Source organism: Providencia sp. PROV201 (assembly GCF_028479545.1).
Lineage (GTDB): Bacteria > Pseudomonadota > Gammaproteobacteria > Enterobacterales > Enterobacteriaceae > Providencia > Providencia huaxiensis.
Genome location: NZ_JAMPNW010000016.1, coordinates 1 through 24,386, shown reverse-complemented (window position 1 = coordinate 24,386; position 24,386 = coordinate 1). Strand labels below are relative to the sequence as shown.

21 protein-coding genes, 1 tRNA gene and 1 pseudogene are annotated in these 24,386 nt (G+C 36.7%); 14 read left to right on the top strand and 9 right to left on the bottom strand.

Annotated elements, in window-relative coordinates; genetic code table 11:
* The first annotated feature begins 177 nt into the window (after positions 1 to 177).
* The 4 genes from mutY (at position 178) to PR809_RS13620 (ending at position 2,898) form a co-directional block, all read left to right on the top strand.
* The gene (gene mutY / locus PR809_RS13635) at positions 178 to 1,230 is read left to right on the top strand and encodes an A/G-specific adenine glycosylase (RefSeq protein ID WP_102139776.1); all 1,053 of its coding nucleotides are present in this window, start codon (positions 178 to 180) and stop codon (positions 1,228 to 1,230) included.
* A gap of 10 nt (positions 1,231 to 1,240) precedes the next feature.
* Positions 1,241 to 1,510 (top strand): oxidative damage protection protein, encoded by a 270-nt coding sequence (locus PR809_RS13630; protein ID WP_004264665.1) that lies wholly within the window; start codon positions 1,241 to 1,243, stop codon positions 1,508 to 1,510.
* Positions 1,511 to 1,564: 54 nt separating this feature from the next.
* Positions 1,565 to 2,638 carry a membrane-bound lytic murein transglycosylase MltC gene (gene mltC / locus PR809_RS13625; RefSeq protein ID WP_102139777.1) on the top strand — a complete coding sequence of 358 codons (1,074 nt, stop codon included), beginning with the start codon at positions 1,565 to 1,567 and terminating at the stop codon, positions 2,636 to 2,638.
* 184 nt (positions 2,639 to 2,822) lie between these two features.
* Positions 2,823 to 2,898: transfer RNA gene (locus PR809_RS13620), tRNA-Phe, on the top strand.
* 298 nt (positions 2,899 to 3,196) lie between these two features.
* On the opposite strand, the gene PR809_RS13615 is transcribed toward PR809_RS13620, so the two are convergent.
* From PR809_RS13615 to PR809_RS13605, 3 genes are all read right to left on the bottom strand, one after another.
* Positions 3,197 to 3,535, bottom strand: a complete 339-nt coding sequence (locus tag PR809_RS13615) for a hypothetical protein (protein ID WP_231068250.1) — start codon at positions 3,533 to 3,535, stop codon at positions 3,197 to 3,199.
* Between the two features lie 301 nt (positions 3,536 to 3,836).
* Entirely contained in the window at positions 3,837 to 4,625 is a 789-nt protein-coding gene (locus PR809_RS13610) for a MipA/OmpV family protein (protein ID WP_206276997.1), read from the bottom strand.
* Between the two features lie 20 nt (positions 4,626 to 4,645).
* Positions 4,646 to 5,461 (bottom strand): HARLDQ motif MBL-fold protein, encoded by an 816-nt coding sequence (locus tag PR809_RS13605; RefSeq protein WP_206277000.1) that lies wholly within the window; start codon positions 5,459 to 5,461, stop codon positions 4,646 to 4,648.
* A 108-nt stretch (positions 5,462 to 5,569) separates the two neighbouring features.
* On the opposite strand from PR809_RS13605, the gene PR809_RS13600 reads away from it, so the two are divergent.
* Positions 5,570 to 6,502 carry a LysR family transcriptional regulator gene (locus PR809_RS13600; protein ID WP_241098800.1) on the top strand — a complete coding sequence of 311 codons (933 nt, stop codon included), beginning with the start codon at positions 5,570 to 5,572 and terminating at the stop codon, positions 6,500 to 6,502.
* 195 nt (positions 6,503 to 6,697) lie between these two features.
* On the opposite strand, the gene PR809_RS13595 is transcribed toward PR809_RS13600, so the two are convergent.
* A complete protein-coding gene (locus PR809_RS13595) occupies positions 6,698 to 8,905 on the bottom strand; it encodes an extracellular solute-binding protein (protein ID WP_206276998.1) in 2,208 nt (735 codons plus the stop codon).
* A gap of 346 nt (positions 8,906 to 9,251) precedes the next feature.
* Between PR809_RS13595 and PR809_RS13590 the strand changes: the two genes are divergently transcribed.
* The 3 genes from PR809_RS13590 to PR809_RS13580 all read left to right on the top strand — a co-directional run bounded on the left by PR809_RS13590 (position 9,252) and on the right by PR809_RS13580 (position 12,211).
* Positions 9,252 to 10,073, top strand: coding sequence for an MBL fold metallo-hydrolase (locus tag PR809_RS13590; RefSeq protein ID WP_102139467.1), 822 nt, complete (start codon positions 9,252 to 9,254; stop codon positions 10,071 to 10,073).
* A gap of 14 nt (positions 10,074 to 10,087) precedes the next feature.
* Positions 10,088 to 11,338: an MFS transporter gene (locus PR809_RS13585; protein ID WP_206276999.1), complete on the top strand. Its 1,251-nt coding sequence runs from the start codon at positions 10,088 to 10,090 to the stop codon at positions 11,336 to 11,338.
* A 159-nt stretch (positions 11,339 to 11,497) separates the two neighbouring features.
* Positions 11,498 to 12,211 (top strand): MgtC/SapB family protein, encoded by a 714-nt coding sequence (locus PR809_RS13580; RefSeq protein WP_102139469.1) that lies wholly within the window; start codon positions 11,498 to 11,500, stop codon positions 12,209 to 12,211.
* A gap of 90 nt (positions 12,212 to 12,301) precedes the next feature.
* On the opposite strand, the gene hypT is transcribed toward PR809_RS13580, so the two are convergent.
* Positions 12,302 to 13,210 (bottom strand): hypochlorite stress DNA-binding transcriptional regulator HypT, encoded by a 909-nt coding sequence (gene hypT / locus PR809_RS13575; RefSeq protein ID WP_102139470.1) that lies wholly within the window; start codon positions 13,208 to 13,210, stop codon positions 12,302 to 12,304.
* A gap of 460 nt (positions 13,211 to 13,670) precedes the next feature.
* Here hypT and PR809_RS13570 point away from each other — a divergent pair, with 460 nt between their 5' ends.
* The 6 genes from PR809_RS13570 to PR809_RS13545 all read left to right on the top strand — a co-directional run bounded on the left by PR809_RS13570 (position 13,671) and on the right by PR809_RS13545 (position 21,211).
* Entirely contained in the window at positions 13,671 to 14,399 is a 729-nt protein-coding gene (locus PR809_RS13570) for an aspartate/glutamate racemase family protein (protein WP_166267777.1), read from the top strand.
* A 70-nt stretch (positions 14,400 to 14,469) separates the two neighbouring features.
* On the top strand, positions 14,470 to 15,771 hold the full coding sequence (locus PR809_RS13565) for an anaerobic C4-dicarboxylate transporter (protein ID WP_094963063.1): 1,302 nt from the start codon (positions 14,470 to 14,472) through the stop codon (positions 15,769 to 15,771).
* Between the two features lie 731 nt (positions 15,772 to 16,502).
* Positions 16,503 to 17,576 carry a zinc-binding dehydrogenase gene (locus PR809_RS13560; protein ID WP_206277097.1) on the top strand — a complete coding sequence of 358 codons (1,074 nt, stop codon included), beginning with the start codon at positions 16,503 to 16,505 and terminating at the stop codon, positions 17,574 to 17,576.
* 151 nt (positions 17,577 to 17,727) lie between these two features.
* The gene (locus PR809_RS13555; protein ID WP_375373115.1) at positions 17,728 to 18,588 is read left to right on the top strand and encodes an ABC transporter substrate-binding protein; all 861 of its coding nucleotides are present in this window, start codon (positions 17,728 to 17,730) and stop codon (positions 18,586 to 18,588) included.
* Between the two features lie 156 nt (positions 18,589 to 18,744).
* Complete coding sequence (locus tag PR809_RS13550) at positions 18,745 to 20,229, top strand: sugar ABC transporter ATP-binding protein (protein ID WP_102139474.1); 1,485 nt, start codon at positions 18,745 to 18,747, stop codon at positions 20,227 to 20,229.
* 10 nt (positions 20,230 to 20,239) lie between these two features.
* Positions 20,240 to 21,211: an ABC transporter permease gene (locus PR809_RS13545; protein ID WP_004905244.1), complete on the top strand. Its 972-nt coding sequence runs from the start codon at positions 20,240 to 20,242 to the stop codon at positions 21,209 to 21,211.
* A 158-nt stretch (positions 21,212 to 21,369) separates the two neighbouring features.
* Here the strand turns inward: PR809_RS13545 and PR809_RS13540 are convergent, their stop codons facing one another.
* From PR809_RS13540 to PR809_RS13525, 4 genes and pseudogenes are all read right to left on the bottom strand, one after another.
* Positions 21,370 to 22,377, bottom strand: coding sequence for a LacI family DNA-binding transcriptional regulator (locus tag PR809_RS13540; protein WP_272524546.1), 1,008 nt, complete (start codon positions 22,375 to 22,377; stop codon positions 21,370 to 21,372).
* A 223-nt stretch (positions 22,378 to 22,600) separates the two neighbouring features.
* Positions 22,601 to 23,395: a sulfite exporter TauE/SafE family protein gene (locus PR809_RS13535; protein ID WP_102139476.1), complete on the bottom strand. Its 795-nt coding sequence runs from the start codon at positions 23,393 to 23,395 to the stop codon at positions 22,601 to 22,603.
* A 42-nt stretch (positions 23,396 to 23,437) separates the two neighbouring features.
* On the bottom strand, positions 23,438 to 23,824 hold the full coding sequence (locus tag PR809_RS13530; RefSeq protein ID WP_102139477.1) for a thioredoxin family protein: 387 nt from the start codon (positions 23,822 to 23,824) through the stop codon (positions 23,438 to 23,440).
* Between the two features lie 304 nt (positions 23,825 to 24,128).
* A pseudogene (locus tag PR809_RS13525) lies at positions 24,129 to 24,386 on the bottom strand (VENN motif pre-toxin domain-containing protein); the annotation flags it as partial.

Sequence of the window (24,386 nt, the reverse complement as noted above, 5' to 3'; positions counted from 1 at the left end):
TAACTAACCTTACCCTTGAAACATGGTGGATACCGGAGTTTAGCAAAACTTCCACAAGGATGCAGTTGATAATTCGCTAACTTTACACTAAACAACACAATAGCGGTTTACAGCCCCCTTCGTCTATGTTGCAATTCCTATCATGACTGGAAATATCAATAAAAAATAAAATTATTAATGGAAGCTCAACAATTTTCATCTGCAGTGCTCAACTGGTATCACAAATACGGTCGTAAAACGTTGCCATGGCAACAGGAAAAATCGTCCTACCATGTGTGGTTATCAGAAGTTATGCTGCAACAAACCCAAGTGAGTACTGTAATCCCCTATTTTGAGAAGTTTATTTCTCGCTTTGAGGATGTTACCGCTCTTGCCAACGCACCTCTTGATGAAGTTTTACACTTATGGACAGGGCTCGGCTATTACGCTCGGGCTCGAAACCTCCATAAAGCCGCTCAAGTGGTCGCAACTCAATATGGTGGCTCGTTTCCCACTACATTTGATGAGGTTTTAGCGCTGCCCGGTGTTGGTCGCTCCACTGCTGGGGCAATTTTATCATTATCGCAAAAACAGCATTACCCTATTCTCGATGGTAATGTTAAACGCGTATTAGCTCGCGCTTATGCGGTTGATGGCTGGCCGGGTAAAAAAGAAGTCGAAAACCGTTTGTGGGAAATCAGCACTGATGTCACCCCACAAGTGGGAGTTGAATTTTTTAACCAAGCGATGATGGATTTAGGCGCTATGGTCTGTACTCGCAGTAAACCAAAATGCGAACTATGCCCCCTCAATTTTGGCTGCGTAGCCTATGCCAATCATTCATGGCAAAACTACCCAGGCAAAAAACCTAAGCAGAAAATCCCTGAGAGAAGTGCTTGGTTTTTGATTATGCAGCATGACGATAATGTGTGGCTAGAACAGCGTCCACCATCTGGCATTTGGGGTGGCTTATTTGCCTTCCCACAGTTTGACTCTTTAGAGCAACTTAATGATTATCTGGCCGAATCAGGCTTAGAATATTCTCAATTAGAGCAATTAATTTCTTTCCGCCACACATTTAGCCATTTTCATTTAGATATTATCCCTGTAAAAGTTAACATTCAGGCATTTAATTCTGCCATGGATGAAGGCAAAGGACTCTGGTATAACTTACACCTAGGCGCAACTATCGGCCTTGCAGCCCCAGTTGAAAGTTTACTAAAACAGCTCGCCTTACTACCTGATATTTGAGGAAAAATTAATGAGTAGAACCATTTTTTGTACATTTTTACAACGTGATGCAGATGGGCAAGATTTTCAGCTTTACCCAGGTGAGTTAGGAAAACGTATTTTTAACGAGATTTCAAAAGAGGCGTGGAGTCAGTGGATGACAAAGCAGACCATGCTCATTAATGAAAAGAAGCTCAATACGATGAACCCTGATGATCGTAAAATGTTAGAACAAGAAATGATTAAGTTCTTGTTTGAAGGCCATGACATCCATATTGATGGCTATACACCTGAAAAATAATCTGTTTGTCTACCTACTCAGTAGGTAGACTTTTGCCCCAAGACTGTGAATCGTATGAAAAAACTATTTGCGCTGAGTTTATTGATCCCTCTAATTGTCTCTTGTTCTAGCAAGCAAAAACCTGACTTTAACCCGGATTATGTCAAAGATACTAATGGGTTCAATATCTTAATGGGCCAATTTGCCCACAATATTGAAAATATTTGGGGCATTAAAGAAGTGTTAATTGCTGGTCCAAAAGACTATGTAAAATATACCGATGAGTACCGAACTCGTAGCCATATTAATTTTGATGCAGGGACCATTACTGTAGAGACTATTTCAGCGGTAGAACCTTCACAGTACTTAAAAAAAGCTATTGTCACCACTTTATTAATGGGAGACGACCCCAATTCCATTGACCTCTATTCTGATATCAATGATATTCCCCATAGCAAAGAACCCTTTTTATTTGGTCAAGTGCTCGATAACACTGGTGAAGCTATTCGTTGGGAATGGCGAGCCACAAAGTTTGCTGATTATCTGATAGAAAATAAAATGCAGCGCCGCCAATCTGGTATGAATATTGTTTGGTCCGTAACTATGCAACTAGTACCAAACCATTTAGATAAACGGGCTCATAAATATTTACCTTATATTAAGAAATCCTCGGCCAAATATGGCGTAGATGAGTCCTTAATCCTTGCGATTATGCAAATTGAGTCGAGTTTCAACCCTTATGCGGTTAGCCGTTCTGATGCGCTTGGCTTAATGCAAATTATGCCAAACACAGCTGGTAAAGATGTTTTCCGCTCACAAGGAAAATCCGGTGTTCCTAGCCGTAACTATTTATTTGACCCAGAGAAAAACATTGATACGGGTACGGCTTACTTAGCTATATTGCAAAACAGCTACTTAGGCGATATTCGTAACCAAACCTCACGCCGCTATGCTGTTATTACCGCATATAATGGCGGGGCTGGTAGCGTACTACGCGTCTTCCACAGCGATAAAAAACAAGCCGCACAGCGCATTAACAATTTAGAACCGGGTGAAGTGTATGAAACCTTGTCCACTAAGCACCCAGCTGCTGAGTCACGTAATTACCTCATTAAAGTGAACAAAGCACAGAAAAATTATTTACGTTAAAATTTTTCCAATATTGGATGCCAGCCAAAATCGGATTTAAGGCTGGCATCAGTTATTAACCTTAATGATTTTATGTTTTTTCGATTAAAAACTAGCTAACATGTTGAAAAAAAGCGCATACAGTCAAAAGTTTATTGAAAGCGCCTTGACTCAACCAATGAAATCAGGTTTAATACGCTCCGTTGCCCGGATAGCTCAGTCGGTAGAGCAGGGGATTGAAAATCCCCGTGTCCTTGGTTCGATTCCGAGTCCGGGCACCACTTATTCAAAGAACCCGCCCAAAAGGCGGGTTTTTGCTTTGTATCTCTCTGAAGTCAACACTCGCCCAATTTCAACTAAATTCAACTCGCCCCCCCATATGAACCCCATTGTGCGAGTATAGTTACGGGTAGGATCACCCCGAGTGGTTACAGCCTACTATAAATTAAGTAGGTTTCGATATTGTTTAAAGAAAGCTTTCAAGCCCACCTATTGATAGCGCCTGTGGAGGCTAATTAGTATAAAGCTTTCTCTATCGGAAAATAAAAATACGGTAACGAAGACTAAACATGAAATAATTTATAATTTTAAATATTTAATAATGTTAACTCTCATGAATTTTACCTTTATAAACTTAGGTGTTATTGCGTCAAGAACCGGGCCAAAGCTATGATAAAAATCATGCTCCCAAAAATAGGATTTAAATTGATATCTTCTATTCCAATTTTTGTCTGATTGTATAGTTACCCTTAATATATTCCCTAATTCATTCAATGATGAAATAGTTACTTTTATTTCCGACTTATTTTTAGCAATTGCATATACAATCCCTATCTTAGGATATAAGTCATAGTTGATACACTCATAGAAATTACTTTCATTTAAAACCCTGATCACTCTACTAATTGGCAAAATCATAATAATCCTAAAATGATGCTATATCATATAGCATCACATATTATATATTTATATGACTAATGATTGTGTGAATAATTTTTGTATCTATATCCTTGAGACCTCATGCACTCAGCAATAAGTTCAGGCCTATCAGTATAGCTCACGAGTGCAATACCGATATCGTATTTACATTTTGACAATACATTTTGAGTGTCATCATAATTAACACCTTCTTTATACCTCCCAGGACCTATTGCACACCCATATAGTATAAATATAGAAAGCGTCACAATGATTTTTAGATTATTTTTTATCATGTTATTTAAAATGAATAAGTTATTCCAATCATATTTATTAATCCATACTTCTGTTTAACTATTGGGCTATTTACTGAATCACCTAATAGATAATACCCACCAGATTTCAGGTTCAAATATAAATCATCAAACAATTTGTAGTTAACTCCAAACAGTACACCTACATCCTTAAACCCACTATTAGGCGTATAAGGTAAATAGCTTGTTTTCATTGATTGCTCTTCGGTAACACCAAAGTAAGCTTGATTATAATTTTTATTCACATATCTAATAGAAACATTTGAATCAATCGACCACTCATTATTTAATTCAAAATTAGAATTAATACCGAATTCATATCGTGTTGCATTATCGATTTTTTTCCCGCCATAATTTCTATGCCCAATAGCCGTTAAAGAGTTTATATAGAGAGAATGCTCGTTTATAGCATAGCTAATCTCTAAGCCTGCTGCAACAGCTCCTTTTAGATCCCCCATGCCTTTTAGATCAGTATTTTTATTTCCAGAAAACCCTATTTCCTCTTTTCTACCTTGCAAGTAAGTTCCAATAACCCCAACATTAATACTGTCATATATATTATATTGCCATTTAGCCCCCTCTGTTCCAATACTGAATATCCCATAGTCATCAGTTAATTCAGTGTATTGAATCATAGCATCTGGAGTTAGTATATATTTTTTAGCCCCCTCATAAGGAGTTACCACTCCAGCACCTACTCCTATTTTTAATTCACTAGCAGATATGCAAGCACAGAAAAACATCCCAGTAATAGGAAATATATAATTACGGTTCATTAATATCCTTTTTTTAATGCTTATTGAAGTTGACTAATTAAAGACATTCTTGATTTTTCAACATATAAACCCAAACCATCTTTATCGTAAAATGCTTTTTCATTTCCATTCCTGAGAGATTCAAGTTTATCTTTAAGACCAAATCGCTCACCTTTACTGGCTACAAATATATCGACTTCTTGGTTAGCCAACACATAATAACTATATTGTAAATCTTCTATTATTTCAGGGTAATTTAGATTGTTGACCAAGTAATACCCCGGGGTAGCTAAACTATCTGCATATATCAATTTATCTCCATTATTTAATTTAACGCGCCAAGAGTTAGAACCAGGTAAGTGGCCTGGTGTAAATAAAGAAGTGAATACAACACCACCTAACTCAATTTCTTCTCTGTCATTTATGTAAATATCAACATCAACAGGAGGAAATAATAATTTATCACCTAATGCAAAATCCTCAGCGCCACCCAATATTAATTGAGCTGCATTGATTCTATTAGAAACAACCTTGGCCCCACTAACTTTTTTTAAATATGCAATTCCACCAGCTTGATCAAGTCTTGCGTGGCTATTCAAAATATACTTAATATCCTTGAATTTAAAACCAAGTTTCTCAATATTATTTTTAATCAATTCCGCACTTTCGTTTAATCCAGCATCTATTAATACATGACCTTTATTTGTTGTTATCAGTATTGAAGTCAGATTATTAGTTCCTACGTACCATACCTGTGGAGCCATCTGAAAAGACTCTATTGGTTTTGCCCATTCTAAAAAAATACTCTTTGGCGGTACTTCAGAGAGCGGCTGTTCAGGATGCAATGCAGCACTCATAGATGCAGGAAAAAGCAAGCCGTGTAAGCCAATCAATGCTATAAATTTTATTTTTTTCATAAAACTCAGGTTCGTTTGTAATTGAGGGTAAATGATAGTATAAACAAAATGAATACTGCTCAATTTAATACAAAGAAAATGAACCTTAATCAATTTGACTTTAATCTTCTAAAAGTTTTATATGCTCTTCTTTTAACATCTAGTACAAAGGAAGCCGCAGCTAAACTCCATATTTCTCCTTCAGCAGTTAGTCATGCACTCAGCAGGTTAAGAGCATCACTTGGCGATCCCCTATTCAAAAGAGAAAATAATAAACAAATTCCAACACCTTTTGCTTTGAGTTTAAAAGAGAAACTTGTTCCATTATTTATATCCCTTAATGATGACCTTTTCACTGAGGCTATAGACGGCTCTAGAACATTTAAGGTTGTTTGTCCCCCAGCTTTAATAGACATTATTACCCCAATACTATCTGAGCAGAGTGAATTAGCTGGTTGTTATATTGAATGCGTAACTTACCAAAGGCGTTCGTGGCGAGATGAAGTTCTAGATGGTTCTATTGATTTGGTGTTCGCTGTTGGAAGTGAACAAAAACCAGTGTCATCCTTAAAATATGAAACAATCGGTGAAAGTAAATTGCTTGTAATATATGGGAAAGATGCAAAACTGGAGTTCAATAATTCCACAGAAATTAGTTTAGAGGAATTAGTTAAATACAAACACGTATATTGTTTACCTTGGTTGCAAGATGAAAATGAATTAGATAGACAACTAAATAGAAGGGGAATGTCTCGTAATATAGGATTTAAATGCCCTGAATACTCACAAGTGATCCCTGCATTGAATAATAGCTCAATGCTTGCAATTGTTCCTGAGCCCTGGCTTCGTAACAGTGGTCTCAAAAATACAGTAAATATTCGAAACCTGCCTGACGATTTGGCATTGGGTCGGTTGTTCATAATGTATCGAAAATCAATGCAACCCTGGAAAAAAAAGATAGTGGCAATACTTAAATCAAAAGCTGGTCAGTATTATGAATAAAACAAGTGGCCTAGCCATGATTTTTCTTATCATCAATCTCCCACAACCATAAAAGTGAATAAAAATGACTGAGCGAAACGCTCTTCATCACAAATTACTTGTGCGAAGAAGATAGCTTGTGCGGATAAAATTAAAAAGTAATGACGCCTTATCATCTGTTTATCCGCTGATTTAAAATACCAATTAACCCGCTATTTACCTCTCACCTTGAGTATCAACCAATAAGCGCTGGTTAATATATTCAATCGTCTCATCTATAGTCATGATTTTATTCACAATGTTAGTAATTCCTTGCCCGATAATGACCTCAGCTTGGCGCAAGTTAAACAACTTACCGTTTGGAATTGAAGATTCACGGATCCCTCGGTTTATTTCTTGGTAAGCAAGGGGCATCCATGGGTAACGATAGCAAACCTCTTGATTATGGCTGAAATCTTGATGATTACTGTTGCCCCCCAATAAAATGAGGTGATCCATTACTATTGGTGAATAAAGCCAACGATAAAATTGTTCTGCATAATGGTTTTTTTGGCTGTAGCGAGAAACACCTAATGCCCCACCGCCCAATTGAGGAATACCCCCAGGCACAGAAGCAAAACCAATTTTAGGGAAAATATCACTATGAGCGACATCGTTAAACAGGTTCATATAAGCAATCAACATAGCAAGTTTTCCTTGCTCAAATTGCTCAACGGATTCACTCCACCATTTATTATGAATATTTTCTGTAATAGAAACTTGATGAAGATATTCACTTAATACCTGACCTGCTAATGGCATTTCTAATCTAGGAATATGGCCATGACTTATTAACCGTCCACCTGCTGCGTAATATCTTAATAAATACTCAGTGGCAATTAACCCAGCGCTGCCTAACGTCGTTGATGCACCAAAAGGCCGTAAAAACTCCCCTTCTTCATGTAGCTCTGTGAAAAATTGAGTTACCTGGTCGTATTCAGTAAAAGAAATGGGAACGGTTAGCTCTTGTCCCGTTTTTTCGTAATACATTCTTCTTAAAATAGGATCTTCGAAGAGATCTTTACGATAAAATAACATTTGTGCACTGGCATCGAATGGCATGGCATATGCTGTATCATTCACCAAACTAAATTTTTGCTGTGTCGGTAAAGAAAAGTTACTTAATAAATCCGTTACTCCATTTCCTATTTTATCCAATGGTTGTAGGATGCGTTCCGCAAACCAAGGAAAACAGGCCATATCAATACGTAGTAAATCATAATAAGGGTGTAAATGGAGCTGCCCTAATATTTGGTAAACTTCATCATAAGGATAAACAGCTAAATTAACCTTAATTCCTGTTTGCCGATAAAAATGTGGTAGTAGTTTTTTAAGTGCGTTTGTTGAAGGGCTGGGTAAAGTGAGTAAATTTAAGGTTTGATCGGATTCATTGTCAGTAATTATTGCTGGTGTTGCCGTATAAAGGTTGCCACTTTGATTACGAACGTAGACAGTATTCTTCCCCGAAGTTTTCTTTTCGAGATCTTCTCTCATCAGTTCATCGACCACTTCCAATCCTAATTGTGCATAGTTCATAGGAAAACAATGCAACCCTTTTAGTATCGGAGGAATGTTGCCACTTAAAGCAAAAATTGCAGGGCAATCGCCTTCACTTCCAAAAAAACTTGCCTGGGTTAAAAAACTGGCTTTTTCAATATCTTCAGCAACAAATAAATCAGGTATTTGCTCCTCAGAGAAAAAACCAAAAGCCGCCTTATAAGATTCATCATTAGAAGCACGAATAATAATAAATTTTTTATTCGGGGCCTTCTGTTTAAGGTTATTTTGTAACTCACTGACAAAGGTGGCGTGCTCTAAATCGCCATGATCATCACTAAAAATACCCACTAACTGGCTTCGACTTGCCGCAATTTGTTGGCAAATGGCATCAGCTGCCTGAGAGTAATCCAATGTGAAAAAGTGGTAAGCATTTGCAGGCTGACGATAAATAAAAATAATTTGAGAAGCGGTTAATTTTAAGGTGTCAAAATAGATGGTAGCATCCTGCAAACAACTGACTGCCACAACTTGCTTATAACCGCCAGCTGCAATTTTTTGTAATGCATCAAGTTCTGTCGTTTCCAGATCATCCGTCAAAAATAGATCATAAGTTATCTCAGGATACTGGGCCATCGATTGCCTAAATGAATTAAAAAATATTGCATACTTATCAGACACTAATTGCGGTAAAAGTATTGCTACCTTCTGGCTCTTATTGGTTCTCAATAATTGAGCTTGTGTATTTAACTGATATCCCATTTGCTTGGCAGCTTTATAGACTGCTTCAATTTTCTCAACACTCACATTTCCCCGCTTATTCAATACATTAGAAACGGTCCCATGAGAAACACCTGCTAATTTTGCGATATCTTTGATTGTTGCCATTTGTCTTTTTCACCTTGATTGTTGCTACCAATAGCATACCTGAATTATTCATCGCGACTACCTATAATTGTTTTGAACGTTCCATAGAAAATTAGTTTACAAAACAATCTAACAACATAGATATTGCAGTTTTTACCCATTTCTTAGCCCATCAAAACAAAAATCAATTAAATCAATAATATGAAAAATATTTTTTGAATGAGATCACTGAACAAAGTAACAACTATTGGCAAAGCAAACCCTCGATATTATTATTGGAACGTTCAAATTAGCTTGTTTTTTGTTTGAACATCAACATCAGGGATCAAAAAACCCAAAATAAAACAATAAAATACAGGTAATTATTATGAAACTTCACTTTTTAGGCACCGCGGCTTCTGAAGGTATACCAAATCCTTTTTGCCGTTGTGAGCACTGCCAGAAAGCAAGAGAACTTGGGGGAAAAGATATTAGAACCCATTCTTCCGCGATTGTGGATGATCTTATGCTGATCGATGTTTCCCCGACATTTAGCTATCAGCTAATGCGTGATGGAATGGACGCAACTAAGTTTGAAAGTTTACTATTTACCCATACCCACCCTGACCATTTTAATGTCGGCGATTTATTCAGCCGCATGGAAGGTTATGGTTTTGAAATTCACCATCCATTACATATTTTCGGTAATGACCGAGCAATTAATGGCTGCCTTGATGTTCTGCCTGGCTACAGCAAAGAGCGTTTCGATTTCCACTGCTTAATCCCTTTTGTCACCGTCGAAAGAAATGGTTATAAAATTACGCCATTACTCGCAAATCATGCTAAATGGGAATTGTGCTACGTCTATCACATTGAAAAGGATGGGAAAACTATTTTTTATGGACATGATTCAGGTTGGTTCCCTGAATTAACATGGAAATGGCTAGAAAATAAACAGCTTGATATTGTCGTATTTGAATGCACTTACGGACTCAATGGGAAAAATCGTACAGATAACCACATGAGCCTAGAAACCGTATTTGCCGCTAAAGAAAAACTACAACAACAAGGTTGCCTGCATTCAGAAACTCAAATTGCTGTTTCACATATTTCCCATAGTGGCAAATTACTTCATAGTGAATTAGAAGCGGTTTGTGCGCCTTATAATATCCGCGTTGCTTATGACGGATTAACGCTAGAAGCACATTAAGAGGAAAACTAATCATGGATATGAAAATAACCTCTCGCTTACTGATTATGATGTTTGTGCAATATTTCATGCAAGGCGCATGGAATATGACCATGGGACTTGTGTTAAGTACTTATGGGATGGCAAATATTATTGGTAATGCTTACGCTTTATTAGGCGTGGCAACCATTATTTCTCCTTTATTTATTGGTATGGTTGCAGACCGCTTCTTTGCCTCACAAAAGGTAATGGGAACACTGCATTTAATTAATGCGGTCGTTATTCTATGTGTTCCTCAATTTATTGAGGCACAAAATAGCGGTATGACCCTGTTTATGATTTTTATTATTGGACTACTGTTTTATCCAACAACTGCACTCTCTAATAGCATCAGCTTCTCTCATATCAATGGCGTGAAATATTTCCCTATTATTCGTGTATTCGGTACATTTGGTTTTATGGCTATCGGATTTATATTAGGGGAAATGGGCTTCTCGGGTAGTACCATGACTTGGTATATTGCATCCGCTGTTGCTGTATTACTGGGTTTCTACTGCTTTACTTTGCCAAATACACCACCAAGAGCGAAAGGTAAGCCTTTCTCCGCTAGAGATATTTTATGCTTAGATGCACTTTCATTATTTAAAGACCGCTATTTCGTTATCTTAATGTTTAGCATCTTTGTATTAATGATACCCAAAACAGCTTACTCCGCTTATATTCCTGTATTTATTAAAACACTTGGATTCGATAATGCGGCATCTATCATGCAAATTGGTATTGCATGTGAAGTCCTGTTTATGTTCGTTCTGTCCTTCTTCTTAATGAAGTTCGGTTTCAAAATTACCTTACTTCTTGGCGCGGTGAGTTGGATTATTCGCTCAATATTATTCTCCTATGCTGCGGTAGATTCCGGTTTTTACTTCATTATTATCGGATTGATGCTTCAAGGATTATGCTGGGACTTCTTCTTTACTGCCGGTGATATCTATGTTGACCGTAAAGCAAAACCAGAGATACGAGCACAAGCTCAAGGTTTACGCTTTATTGTTTCAAATGGCTTCGGTTTGCTATTTGCTTCAACAATTTGTGGTGAAATCTTTAATTCAACTGTCACAGAGACGGGTAGCGCGGCATTACCACAATGGGAAACATTCTGGCATTACCCAGCTATCGTCGCCGCTGTTGTCACTGTTTTCTTTATCTTCTTCTTTAAAGATGATGTGTCTAAAAAGAAAAATAACGAAGGTGAAAAAGCAGTAAGTAACGTTGCTATACCCAAATAATTCGAGTTGCAGGTAGGCGACAAGCGAAGATAGACGGGGAATAGAGATAAACTATGTGGCTCGGCTAGCTGAGTGTAGTCAACACCGCTGCAACTTGAGGGGTTACGAGTATACACAGTAAAAACCAAGGAAAGAGTAAGCCTACGTCAGGAGCAAGCCATGGATTTATTTATACAGTTTGTTGACACCATTGGCCCTTTATCACTATCAAGTATCGCTAAACTACTGGCCGCCTTTGTTTTAGGCGGCTTAATTGGATTAGAACGTGAATCAAAGGGAAAACCTGTTGGTTTTAAAACTTGTGTCATTATCGCCGTTGCCAGCTGTTTATTAACTATCGTTTCTATTCAGTCAGCGGAGTATTACGCCAATATCTCTGACAATATACGTAGCGACCCGATGAGATTAGCTGCACAAATAATTAGTGGAGTGGGATTTCTAGGCGCTGGAGTTATATTACATCGTCGCGATGATGCAATCTCAGGTTTAACAACAGCAGCCATAGTTTGGGCATCAGCCGGTGTTGGAATAGCCTGTGGCTCAGGGTTTTACTGGCATGCTGTCATCGTTACAGTTCTTTTTTTCTTAGCAATACAGCTCAGCCCGCAAGTTGCGTTATTTCAGATGAAAAATCAAAAATTAGGAAAAATAAAAGTTCGTATGTTATTTACTCATGAAAAGGGGGTTCCCTTACTTATTGAGTACCTAAAAAGTCACAAAGACTTAATTGAGAATCTCACCATCAGAGATATCAAGAAAGAGCGCGTCGAGGTAAATTTAAAGTTATTAGTACGCCAAAAAATCACTTTACCTGAATTTTACTGTTCCTTAAAACAGTTAGATTATGTGCATTCTGTTTCTCTAGATCACTAACCCTCTTCTTTTCAAGGTGCTATCTTTTCATATGAGCTTAAATAACCTGCTTACATTCGCAGGTTATTTACCTATAAATTACCTTTCCCACTATAAATTCCGTAAATCCTCTGGAATATTCTTTTTCAAAATGCGCCAGAAGTCCTCTGCGGTTTTATTTAGTCGTGTATCCATGCGATAGATGTACGCTTGGATAGGTATTGTTAATTCAGGCGTATCCAAACAAACCAGTTTTTTTTCTTTCAATTCATTCACTACGGAATAAATGGGTAACCATGCAATGCCATGGCCATCCAAAGCCATATTTTTTAGTAACTCACTCATTGATGACATAAAAAGTGTTTTCGAATTGATCGCACCAAACTCACTTAACCGACGATTAACTAACCTTCCCATATATGAAGCACTGGTGTAATTCAGCAACGGCACTTGAGGTTGATAGATATCAAATAGCGGCTTACCATGCTCATCCGCTGCACAAATTGGATATAATTCAGATTCAAATACATTCAATGAGGAAAATGGAGATTGCATTAAATCCTCATCATAAAATGAGATAATAAAATCACTTTTTCCTTCTCTCAATGCGTTCACAACTTGTACCACATCAATGGCTTCAACATGGTAAACAAACTCCTCACCGTAACCAGACAGCCCATGAACCAATTTAGGCAGTAATGTCAGTGACAACGAATGAGCGGCGGCAATTTTAATATTCGGTAGGCTCAATACATTGTGACCGGATAGTTCATTTAAGTTACATTCCAGTTGTTGTAATAAACTACGCGCTTGAGAATGAAAAATTTTGCCCTCTTCAGACAACTGTAAAGGGGAAGTCGTTCTATCAAATAATTCAACGCCAATGGCTTCCTCTAAAGCTTTAATACGACGGCTAAATGCGGGCTGAGAAATACTCCGCTGTTCTGCTGCATGAGAAAAATGTCGACATGATTCTAGAGTTAAAAAATCATATAGCCATTTTGTTTCTATATTTTTCATCTTATTAAGCCTTAAATTGACTTGCTGTTAAAATATAAAAAACTAAAAGTATTTTTATTGATATTTTGAGTTAATGACTAGTTAAATAACAAAGCTAAATTTGTAATAGCGTTATTTGTATTATGCATAGCCCTACCATTTAAAACATTAACAAAAATCAAAAATAATTTTCATTTAATTTATTTAATTCATAAAACCTAGTCTATTCAGGCCTTCAGAGCAATTTATAAAAATATTTTTATTTTGAATAAAAGTTCTTAATGCGTATCTTGCATCAAACCATACTTACTTGCATTTCTCATCCAAGACAAACATTGATAAATATTAACCACAAGTTAAGCAGCAATAAGTAAGTTAATAATCACTTGAATATTAACCAATATGTTAAATAAATGAAGAAAGATAAGCATTTATTGATTTTTATTTTATAAAAAGGCTAATGAAATGCAGGGGTATTAAAATGAAAGGTTTAATTGGTGTATTAGGTGGTATGGGGCCTGCCGCTACTGTTGATTTATTTAATAAATTTGTAAGCTATACCGTAGCAAATAGAGACCAAGAGCATATCCCTTTAATTATATCATCTATTCCTGATATACCAGATCGAACAGAAGCGCTATTAAACCATGGTGAATCACCTTTACCTTTAATGACTGACTATTTAAAGAAACTAGAAAGTGCCGGGGCCGAATGTATTGTTATACCTTGTAATACAGCACATTTTTGGTTTAGTGAACTAAAAAAAGCTTGCCATGTCGACATGCTAAGCATTGTTGAAACGACAATGAAAGAAGTACTAGCAACCAAGAAAAAAAATATCGGATTACTTGCAACAAATGCCACTATGTATATGGGACTATATCAAAAAAACATAGAGAATAAACATTTAAACTGCATTACTCCTGATAAAAAAAGCCAAGAAAATGTAATGGAAAGCATTTATTTATTAAAATCAGGAAATAAAAAAATTGCTGAATCCATTATGAAACAGCAAGCTGAAATTTTATTTTCCCGAGGTGCCGAAATTATTGTACTTGGCTGCACCGAGGTTCCCGTCATTCTTGAAAATGAAATTAATAGTTATCCAGATAAATATATTGACTCAACCAGCTCATTAGTCAGAGCAAGTATTCACTGGTATGAAAACAGAGTCGGAAAACAAAATTTAATGATAAATAAAAATATTTAACTTATATCAACTATCAAAAATTAATTTTTTAATATTACTAATGACAATATATTGTCTATTGGAGACGATTATGGTTTGGCTAGAAATCATTGTTGTATTAGGTGCAATATTCTTTGGTATACGCATGGGCGGAATAGGTATAGGACTCTGCGGTGGGTTAGGATTAGCGGTATTAACTATCGGATTTGGTTTACCTATAGGTTCACCACCTGTTGATGTTATTCTGATTATTATGACGGTTGTGGTAGCAGCATCTGCATTACAAGCTGCGGGCGGGATGGATTATCTAGTCCGCCTAGCCAGTAAATTTATGCGTAAAAATCCTAAGTATCTAAACATTATAGCGCCAATCACCACTTGGGTGATGACTATCATGGCTGGTACAGGTTTCATTGTGTTTTCTATGCTGCCTGTGATAGCAGAAATTGCGAAAGATTCGGGTATCCGACCATCTAGAACATTAGCAGGCTCAGTGGTTGCCTCACAAATTGCTATTTCGGGCTCTCCAATCAGTGCAGCAATGGCAGCGATGTTGACAATCATGGAAGGTAATGGCATCACTTTTATCGTTGTCATGTCAGTATGTTTACCCGCCTCTTTTGTTGCTGCCATGGTTGCCGCTTTTATTGCATCACGTCAAGGCTGCGAACTTGAAAACGATGAGGTCTATTTAGAACGTTTACAAAAAGGCTTAGTTCATAAATACGAAGAGAAAAAAGGCGAGAGCACAACGAGAGAAAAATTCTCTGTTGTTCTATTCATTATTGCCACGATTGCTATCGTGATCCTCGCTGCATTCCCACAATTACGTCCTGGTTTTGATATCGGTAAGCCGATGGGAACACGAGATATCATCATCATTTGTATGCTAAGTGCAGCATGTTTGATGGTGGTTTTCTGTAAAACATCACCTGATTCTATTGTATTAGCACCAACATTCCGCTCAGGAATGAGTTCTCTTGCAGTGATCCTCGGAATTGTGACATTAGGTACCACTTTTGTTGATGCCCATATGGACCAAATCAAGGCCATCGCGGGAGATGTATTATCTGCATATCCTATTTTATTGGCTTTAGTTCTGTTTTTGACCTGTGCCTTGTTATATTCACAAGGTGCCACAACACCGTTAATAATTCCATTAGCCATTGCCTTAGATGTCCCGACATGGGCAATTTTGGCCTCTTTTGTCGCCGTCACCGGGGTATTTGTCTTACCCACTTACCCAACATCATTAGCTGCCATTGAATTCGACTCTACAGGGTCTACTCGAGTCGGAAAATATATTTTAAATCATCCCTTTATGTTACCAGGGCTAGGTGGAATTATTGCCGGTGTCGCCTTCGGCTTTATCATTGCACCAATGATTGTCTAGCACTAGGGTGTGAATCTCCCTCACACCCTTTACGCTGTAATAAAATGATTTTATTGACAAAATGAAGTTAAACTTTGGCTCTATTTAGCTTTATACTTTGTTTAATTGGTAAAATACAATTACGAGGTATAAAGCTATTTTTTTTCATACCTATAGGTATATCTGCAAAAAATATTATGACAGCGTATCAAAATGACTCATTACTCTATTTAATTTTTTAAATTAAATTTTATAAATTAAAAATAATGGCCTATTAGCCATTCAATATCTCTTTATTAAATGTAGTTTAAATTTGTTTTCATTCAAAAGTGTGAGCTGAAATGTTTTTGCATGAATTATCCGCTTCTGAAAATAGTTAAAATAATTATACTCGGCTTCATATTCATTTCTAAAAAAACAAAATAAGGAATGAATTAAGATTTTTATCATGATTTTCATCATGTTACAGAGTCAGTTTCGGCAGTCTCATTTCCCAATGAAAGTACTCAATTAAGTGACTAAAATTAGGGCTTGAATCACAAATTTTAGTTTTTAAGATACTTACTTTCAAAAATGACGACGTCGTCATATTAAAAAAAATTTATTTTATCTATAACATTAAATAACCATTTTTCTTACATACATACATTGTTCATAGTTAAGCGTTAAAAAACTAAAGCAAATGCGTTATAAAAAAACGCTTAATGTTGACGTCAACATTAGGGTTAACAACTAGAAAGAGGTCTTAGAACATGAGTAACCTACCTGAAAAAATGAAAGCGGTTGTTTGTCATGGTCCACATGATTATCGCTTTGAAAACATTAAAAGGCCGGCACCAGGATTTAGAGAAGTTGTCATTAAAGTTGATGGATGTGGGATCTGTGCTGGCGACTGCAAAGCCAATGATGGCGCTCAGATGTTCTGGGGAGATGATCCATGGATAAAAGCCCCCGTTGTTCCTGGCCATGAATTTTACGGACGTGTTGCTGAACTTGGTGAAGGTTCTGCTGAAAAATTTAAATTAAAAATAGGCGACCGGATCTTAGCTGAACAAATTGTCCCATGTTGGGAATGCCGTTTCTGTAAATCAGGCAAATACTGGATGTGTGAAACTCATGATATTTACGGTTTCCAAAAAGAAGTTGCCGACGGTGGTATGGCTGAATATATGCGTTTTTCAGAACGCGCCATTATCCATAAAATCCCTGATGAACTGTCTGATAAAGATGCCGCATTAATTGAACCAATGGCTTGTGCTATCCACACTGTACGCCGTGGTGATATCGATTTAAATGACGTCGTCGTCATTGCTGGTGCAGGCCCACTAGGGCTGTGTATGATCCAAGTCGCCAAATTAAAAACACCGAAAAAACTGGTTGTCATTGATGCGATTGATGAACGCCTTGAATTAGCAAAAAAATTTGGTGCAGATGTCGTTATCAACCCACTGAAAGAAGATGCCATTAAGCTAGTCAAAGATATAACGGAAGGCTATGGCTGTGACGTTTATATTGAAGCAACGGGCGCGCCTATTGGTGTCACTCAAGGGCTAGAAATGATCCGCAAACTTGGCCGTTTCGTGGAATTCAGCGTATTTGGTAAAGAAACAACGGTTGACTGGTCAATCATAGGTGACCGCAAAGAACTCGATATCCGCGGAGCTCACTTAGGGCCATATAGTTATGAAGTCGCTATTGACCTATTTAGCCGTGGCTTAGTTAGCGCTGATGATATCGTTACTCACTTCTATTCCATTGATGATTGGGAAGAAGCCTTTGTCATGGCGAAATCGGCAGACTCAATTAAAGTCGTCATCAAGCCATAAGCATGTTTTAACTGGTAGTAATAATTGATAATTCAAATAAACACTAAATAAGTAAAAACCCTACATATAATTAAACGCTCTTTTAGGAGAACATCTTATGCTGAGTAAATTTAAAAAGTTAGCTGTAGTTGCAAGTGTACTGACTTTAGGTATGACATTTAACGCTACCGCTAAGCCAGTTTCAGTGGGCATGTCATTTCAAGAATTAAACAATGAATATTTTGTCACCATGAAAGAAGCCTTAGAGAGCGCAACGGGTGATATGGGCGCACAACTATACATTTCTGATGCGGCTCATGATGTATCAAAACAGACCAGTGATATCGAAGATATGTTACAGAAAAAAATCGATATTCTGTTAATTAACCCGGCAGATAGCGTGGGTGCTGAAACGGCTGTACTGGCAGCGAAAAAAGCGGGAGTTGTAGTTATCGCCATTGATGCCCAAGCAAATGGCCCAATTGACTCTTTCGTTGGTTCTAAAAACTATGATGCTGGCTTAATGGCTGGTAAACGTTTAGGTGAAGCATTAGGCGGCAAAGGCGAAGTGGCAATTTTAGATGGTATCCCTGTTGTGCCAATTCTTGAGCGCGTTCGCGGCTTTGAAGCGGCGATGAAAGAATACCCGAATATTAAAATCGTAACTAAATTGAACGGTAAACAAGAACGCGATACCGCAATGAACGTGACAGAAAACATGTTGCAAGCAAACCCAACGCTCAATGGGATTTTCAGTGTTAACGATGTCGGTTCTTTAGGTGCGTTAGCTGCGATTGAGTCCTCTGGTCGTGATGTCAAATTGGTGAGTGTTGACGGTTCTCCTGAAGCGGTTGCTGAAATTGCCAAAGGTAACTCGCCATTTATTGCTACTTCGGCGCAATTCCCTCGTGACCAAGTTCGTATTGGTTTAGCTATGGGCTTAGCAAAATACTGGGGTGCCAATGTCCCTAAAGAAGTCCCAATTGATGTTAAATTGATCGACAAAACCAATGCTAAAGACTTTCACTGGTAATCGTTAGTTATCAATAACCAATGTATTGCACCTGTATTTCTGATGTTCGGTGCAATACATTTTCATAAATATTAATTATTAAATGCATATTGGAATAAAAATTCCAAATGGCTTTGTTACCCATTTTTAAGCAGTTGAGAAATATAGGGAAGCAATATGATGCAATTATTAGCATTAAAAGATGTCAGTAAAACTTTCCCTGGGGTTAAGGCGTTAGATAATATTAATCTCTCCCTAGAAAAAGGGGAGGTTCACGCATTATTAGGTGAAAACGGCGCAGGTAAATCAACGCTAATGAAAGTGTTATGTGGAATACATAAACCTGATAGCGGACAAATTCTGATTGAAGGCAAAGAACACACCTTTCATAACTACAGAGATGCAATAAAAGCAGGCGTAGGTATTATTTTCCAAGAATTTTCTCTTATTCCTTATTTAAATGCTTTTGAAAATATATTTTTAAATAGAGAGTTGAAAAATAAGTTTGGTTTATTAGATAGAAAATTAATGCGAAAAAAATCGCAGGAAATCCTAGCTGAACTGGGTGTAAACATTAATATTGATGAGCCCATTAGTCATTTAAGTATTGCAGAACAACAGTTTGTTGAAATCGCAAAAGCACTGTCTTTGGATGCTAAGATTTTAGTGTTAGATGAGCCAACTGCGACATTAACACCCAATGAAGCAAACCATTTATTCGATGTAATGCGCGATTTAAAAGCTAAAGGGGTTGGAATGTTTTTTATTTCCCACCATTTAGAAGAGATTTATGAAATCTGTGACACCATCAGTGTACTACGCGATGGACAATATATAGGGTCGCGTAAGGTCGATGAAACAGATTTAGACGTTATTATCGAAATGATGGTTGGCCGTGAAGTTGAAAATATTTACCCTCATAAACGCCAATTCAACGAGCAAGAAGTCATCTTAGATGCGGAAGTTCAGCGTTTTTCATATAGCCCAACTAACCACCTTCAATTAAAAAAAGGTGAAATTTTAGGGCTTGCTGGATTAGTCGGTTCAGGTCGCACAGAAACTATTCTTGCCATGATTGGTGCTGATAAGGCTTACAAGAAAAAAGTTGTTTTAGAAGGCAAAGAAGTTAAAGTTAAATCAGCTGCGACTGCACTGCAATTAGGTATCGGTTTATTACCAGAAAGCCGAAAAACTCAAGGACTTGTATTGCCGTTTTCCGTTAAAGAAAATATATGGCTAAACAATCACGCTCAAAAATTATTTTTAATTCAAAACAAAAAAGAACTCACTTTATCTATTGATTTAATTTCCCAAGTAAAAGTTAAAACACCAGAGCCTCACACTGCAGTTTCTACTTTAAGCGGTGGAAACCAGCAAAAAGTTGTTATTGCTCGCTGGCTAAATAAACAAGCCAAAATTCTTATTTTCGACGAACCCACTCGAGGTATTGATGTTGGGGCAAAATCAGAAATTTATCAATTAATGCGCTCTCTAACTGAAAAAGGAATTTCCATTATTATGATTTCATCGGAGCTACCAGAAGTTATTGGTGTCAGTGATAGAGTTTTGGTTTTTCGAGATGGTGAAATTGCCGCTGAGTTAACTGGAGACGAAATAAACTCAACTCAGATCATGGTGCATGCGGCCGGCAATATTATATAGGATAACGACTATGTCTAATCAAAGTGCAATTCCATTAACTAAAAATAAATTTAGTTTTTCTAAGCTAACAAAAATACCTGCATTTTTACCACTTGTTGGTTTAATTCTTTTATTTGTCTGCATGTCCATTTTTAATGAACATTTTTTAACTGTAAATAACCTTTCGACAATTGCTCGTCAGGTTTCTATTAATGCCATTATCGCCATAGGTATGACATTTGCTATCTTAACAGGTGGAATTGACTTGTCCGTTGGTGCTGTTATGGCGCTTTCTGGAACCTTGATGGCAGGCTTAATGAAGTATTATGGAATGGACCCTTACGCCGCAATTGCTTTGGGTTTATTATCCGGTGTTGCTTTTGGCTTCATTAATGGAATTTTAGCCGCTTATGGTAAAATGCCACCAATTATTGTCACCTTAGGCGCCATGATTATTGCTAAAGGGCTAGCCTTAATTTATACCGGTGGCTACCCAGTGTCAGGATTACCTCAAGAGTTTGCTTTTTGGGGACGCGAAGAGTTAATGGGAATTCAAGTTCCTATTTTATTAATGCTTGGCCTTTATCTTATTTTCTATGTTGTACTAAATCATGTCTCTTTTGGCCGTTATATTTACGCCATTGGTGGTAATGAAGAAGCTGCACGCCTCAGTGGTATCCGCGTTGAACGTTATAAAATGTTAGTTTACGTCATTAGCGGTTTTACTGCTGCATTCGCTGGGTTAATATTTACCTCTCGAGTAATGAGTGGGCAACCCAATGCAGGGGTAGGCTTTGAGTTAGATGCGATTGCTGCGGTCGTACTCGGTGGCGCCTCAATAGCAGGAGGCCGTGGTATGATCATTGGCACACTCATAGGCGCAATGATCTTAGGTGTACTTAATAACGGTTTAAATTTATTAGGTATTTCACCTTATGTTCAATATATTGTAAAAGGCCTAATTATTTGGGGTGCGACATTAATTAGCTCAATGAAACGCTAAATTAATAGTCCTTCATCGCCATTAAAATAGGCAGGTATCGCTACCTGCCTATTTACATTTTTCATGCTTCAAATTGTATGGATGTCGATTGCACTTACATACAACTCGAATTCTTTAGAGTATATAAAAATCATAACCTACTTTAATTCTAAATATTATTAATAAACAACAAGTTTTCCATCAACAAATATTTGTTTTGTTTTATGATCTTTATGTGAATCTCGCTCTATCTCAGAAAATAATAACTCTGTTGTTAATTCACCAAGATATACCGAATCATGATGTACACCAGAAATAGATAAATGGTAAGTATCTGCATAGGGTGGTAAATCTACAGAGAAATAACGGCAAGAAAGTCCTAGTTCTAAAATAATTTTATACATCCCTGCCGTAATAATTCCATTCAGCCCAACAATATACATATTAGGTGTATAAAGCTCTTGAACTTTCCTTCTTAGATAATCTTCATCATTCTTATTAAACATATAACTGCTGTATAAGACATTAATATTTTTTCTATTTGGAAAGTTTTCATATATACCCGCTAAACGAGACAAACTAATTTCAGAACCTTCTGGCCCTGAAACAATAAGTGTATTTTCACTATTTTGCTGGTTAAGAAACTTTCCTGTTAAAGCGCCAATTTCAAAGTTTTTCAAAAATAATCCTGAATACTTATTCTGATAACCATAAATTGAACGGTCAACAAAAACTAAAGGCACATTATGTTGGTCAATTAATGATAAGTAACTTGGTTGATAGTCTTTATCATCACGAACTGGCGACAGTAGGATCCCACTCGCTTTGTAGCTGACTAACGTTTCGATTGCTGTTTTTTCTGCTTTTTCATCGCTATCTGAATCGAAAATCATGACTTGATAGCCTTTTTCTTTCGCTAAACGTGAGACCGTTTGAATCAGTACGACATAAAAAGGGTTAAATGTACTATCAGTAACCACACCTATTATGCGGCTATTTTTATTTTTCAGATTACGTGCAAAAAGATTTGGCACATAATTGAGTTCTTGCGCTATAGCTAATATTTTATCCCGAGTTTCCTTCTTTACCATCTCAGGATGATTAAATGCCCTAGAGACAGTAATATCCGTTACATTAGCACGTTTAGCTATATCAATTATCGTTGTTGAGCTATCTTGTTTTGTCATAATTATACTAGTCAACCTTTAATGATTACCCAGAAGAATATATTAGTAATCCATTGCACTATTATCAGGGTAGAAAAATGCGATGGTTCATTATACCTTTTTGAGCTTGAAGATAAATCAATTTCACTTTCTTTAAGAAGAATAAGTGACTGATAATTCAAAATAGTGACATACAGCATAAATTATAAAAATTTAATTAATAATCTGATATTTGAAATTTATTTCAAATGACATTTAACTCAATTAATACTGATGAGATCAATCCTAAAGCGACAAAGATGACAACACTTGAAAATAGCATTTGAATGGTTTTATTAGAAATATAATGTGTTATTAACCGACCAATTAATAATCCAATGACACATGAAACAATAAAAACAACACTAATTTCTCTAGGATATTGGAACCCATTCCAGACATTAATGAAAATACTAATACTACCAATACAGAAAATAACCATTAACGATGTTGCAATAATGCTCTTCATATTCAAATTAGTGAACTTTCGCAATGCAGGAACAATAATAAAACCACCACCGACACCTAGCATACCAGTAAGTAACCCTGTAATGACACCAATCCCCCCAAAGATTAACGCTGTTTTAGTGTTCCAAATAAATTTCCCAGTTTCAGTATTAATTAAACAATGTGCATCATTTTGCTCATCAACCCTATTGAAAAATATACGCCCCCCGACATAAAGCATAACAAGGCTAAAAATAAGCGTTAACCAAACTGGAGGAACAATATGGGCAAGATAAATACCATACTTGGCAGAAGGAATACTCAGTAGTGCTATCCAAATAGCCGCTTTATAGCGAATATTCTTTTTTATAAGCCCTTGAATAACACTAATAAAAGCCGCTATTGTAATAGCTAAAAGCCCGACAGGTGCAGCTAATGCTACACTCCAATCTTGGCTTGCCATTAAAGCAGGAACAGCAAGAATTCCCCCGCCAGCTCCCGTCAAACCTAGTAGACAGCCTATCAATAACCCTTCTAATATCAGTATTAACATTATGAATGTCTTATCATTATTATTAAATATATTCGCTGAATATTAACGCTTACTGAGCGTTTTTTCCAATTCCATTAGTACCTTATTAAATGGCATTTCTCCTGCAATAATATCGATTAACCGAGTATCTTGAAAAACCGCAATTGTCGGCACTGATTTTATACCATATTGAGGTGCCAAAGTAGGAGATTGAGCAATATCAACAATGCCAAAAATGATGTTATTTTCTTGAAAATATTCAGAAAGTTTAGTAAAAATAGGTTTCATATTTTTACAAGGCAAGCACCAAGATGCCGAAAAATAAACGACAACCGTCTGATGGCCTTGCGACCCTAAAGGGTAAAGTATATTTGAGAAATTATCACTATCTAGTGATAAGATATTGTGCATTATATGCTGCCTTTTTATCAATTTATCCTGAACTAACATACAGAAACAATATACTAGATAATATACCACTTCTTATCCATTAGTTGATCAATATTAATTAAATATTTCATTATTCTTATTTAAGATAAATAAATTGTTAAAATAGTTTTCAAGCACCATCAACACTTATATTAATCTATATTTTAAACGTTATAGCAATCATATTATTTAGAAAAATATAAATATTTTTATAATTAAGCCATACTCTTCACACTTATTAAAACCTTTAGTTTTTTTATTTAGATTATGGCAGAAAGGCATCTGACGGATCTCAACGAAATCCAACTGCATGAGTATGGCAAGTTCAACTCTTTAGCTCCTTAACATAACATTTTCCAAATGGCTGATCACGGTGCGTAAAGCACGTGGTTTTCCCTTTGTTATTCACATTGGTCAACAAGGAGCCTGCGGCATTACTCGCGAGCTGGTCTGCAAATGGAGAACCCCCTGTGCTAAAGCCGCCACTTTGGCTATCCACCTTGTACTCAGCTTTATTTTTGATATCCCCAAAGCCCAGCGTGCCCGTATCCAACTTGTTCTTTTCAGCGTCCGCAGTGCTGCT